We start from the raw sequence: 1,704 nt of genomic DNA, 5'->3' as shown, positions 1-1,704 counted from the left end.
CTTACTCGGAGTGATTTGGCGATTGCTCGAGACCTACCACCAGGTAGGGCCCGAGGCGGGGACCGCCACTTCAAGTTCTACGAGCTACGGGACAACCTCCGGCCCGGTGACCCGGAGGCCAAAGGACTGGTCGAACGCGCCAACGGCTACCTGGAGACCTCCTTCTTGCCGGGCAGGTCCTTCACCGGCCCGGCCGACTTCAATGCCCAGATGGCCGCCTGGCTGCAGCGAGCCAACCAGCGTCATCACCGCCGCATCGAGTGCCGGCCCGCCGACCGGCTGGCCGCCGACCTCGCCGCGATGCTGGAACTTCCGCCGCTGCCGCCGGTCACCGGCTGGCACCTGACGACCCGTCTGGGGCGGGACTACTACGTGCGCCTGGACTCCAACGACTACTCGGTGCATCCCTCGGTCATCGGCCGCCGCATCGAGGTCACCGCTGATCTGGACCAGGTGCGGGCCACCTGTGAGGGACGGCTGGTCGCCTCCCATGAGCGGTGCTGGGCAGCCCACCAGACCATCACCGCACCCGAACACGACCAGGCCGCCCGCGCATTGCGCGCACTCGCCCGGCGGCCGTCGCCGCCTGCGGCGGTGGACGCCGACGTCGAGCAGCGCAAACTCACCGACTACGACCGCCTGTTCGGCCTGGGCGAGCACCAGGTGGTGACGCGATGACCGCCAAGAACGCCACCGGCAGCCGTGACGCCGCCGCCGAGATCGCCTACCTGACCCGCGTGCTGAAGGCGCCCTCGTTGGCCGCGGCCGTTGAGCGGCTGGCCGAACGCGCCCGCGCCGAAGACTGGAGCCATGAGGAGTTCCTGGCCGCCTGCCTGCAGCGAGAAGTCGCCGCCCGCGAGGCCCACGGCGGGGAAGGCCGTATCCGGCTGGCCCGTTTCCCCGCCCGCAAGTCGCTGGAGGAGTTCGACTACGACCACCAGCGCTCCCTCAAACGCGAGGTCATCACCCATCTGGGCACCCTGGACTTCGTGGCCGCCCGGGAGAACGTGGTCTTCCTCGGCCCGCCCGGCACCGGCAAGACTCACCTGTCCATCGGGCTGGGCATCCGCGCCTGCCAGGCCGGTCACCGCGTGCTGTTCGCCACCGCGGCCCAATGGGTCGGCCGTCTGGCCGAGGCGCACCAGGCCGGGCGCTTGCAAGACGAGCTCGTCAAGCTCGGCCGGATCCCGCTGCTGATCGTGGACGAGGTCGGTTACATCCCGTTCGAAGCCGAAGCCGCCAACCTGTTCTTCCAGCTCGTCTCCTCCCGCTACGAACGGGCGAGCCTGATCGTGACGAGCAACAAGCCCTTCGGCCGCTGGGGTGAGGTATTCGGCGATGACGTGGTCGCCGCCGCCATGATCGACCGTCTCGTCCACCACGCCGAGGTGGTCTCGCTGAAAGGAGACAGCTACCGGCTCAAAGACCGTGACCTGGGCCGCGTGCCCGCAGCCAAGACCAACGACTAGATCAACAAACGGGTCCAGATTCGAGCGTCGCCCCTGGTCCCACATTCGAGCGACGTTGACACAGCGGGTCTGTCCCTCCTCCAGCAGCGCCCCGCACTCGCAGCCGGGCATCTCCTCCGGAGGGGCGATCGTGGTGTCTGTCATGGTCTGTTCTCCTTCCGTCGCAGGTAGTGGTGCGTTGTGACACCGAGAGTGCGACGGAAGGGCAGGACGAGATCACTACACGACGGGACAT

The 1,704-nt window shown here is 68.3% G+C and carries 1 protein-coding gene and 1 pseudogene; both read left to right on the top strand.

Annotated features, from left to right (window positions below; all coding sequences use genetic code 11):
* Positions 1-96: 96 nt before the first annotated feature.
* Positions 97-561, top strand: a pseudogene (locus FLV34_RS39165) (IS21 family transposase); the annotation flags it as partial.
* A 113-nt stretch (positions 562-674) separates the two neighbouring features.
* The gene (gene istB / locus FLV34_RS39160; protein WP_147945571.1) at positions 675-1,469 is read left to right on the top strand and encodes an IS21-like element helper ATPase IstB; all 795 of its coding nucleotides are present in this window, start codon (positions 675-677) and stop codon (positions 1,467-1,469) included.
* Positions 1,470-1,704 lie beyond the last annotated feature (235 nt).

The organism is Microbispora sp. CSR-4 (genome assembly GCF_008033685.1).
In the GTDB taxonomy this organism is placed as follows: domain Bacteria; phylum Actinomycetota; class Actinomycetes; order Streptosporangiales; family Streptosporangiaceae; genus Microbispora.
Note: the sequence above shows the minus strand (reverse complement) of the source record. Positions and strands in the feature narration are given on the sequence as shown.

What these genes read in the sequence shown, in the direction of transcription:
- istB (WP_147945571.1), top strand. Translation starts at nt 675, where the DNA reads ATGACCGCCAAGAACGCCACCGGCAGCCGTGACGCCGCCGCCGAGATC.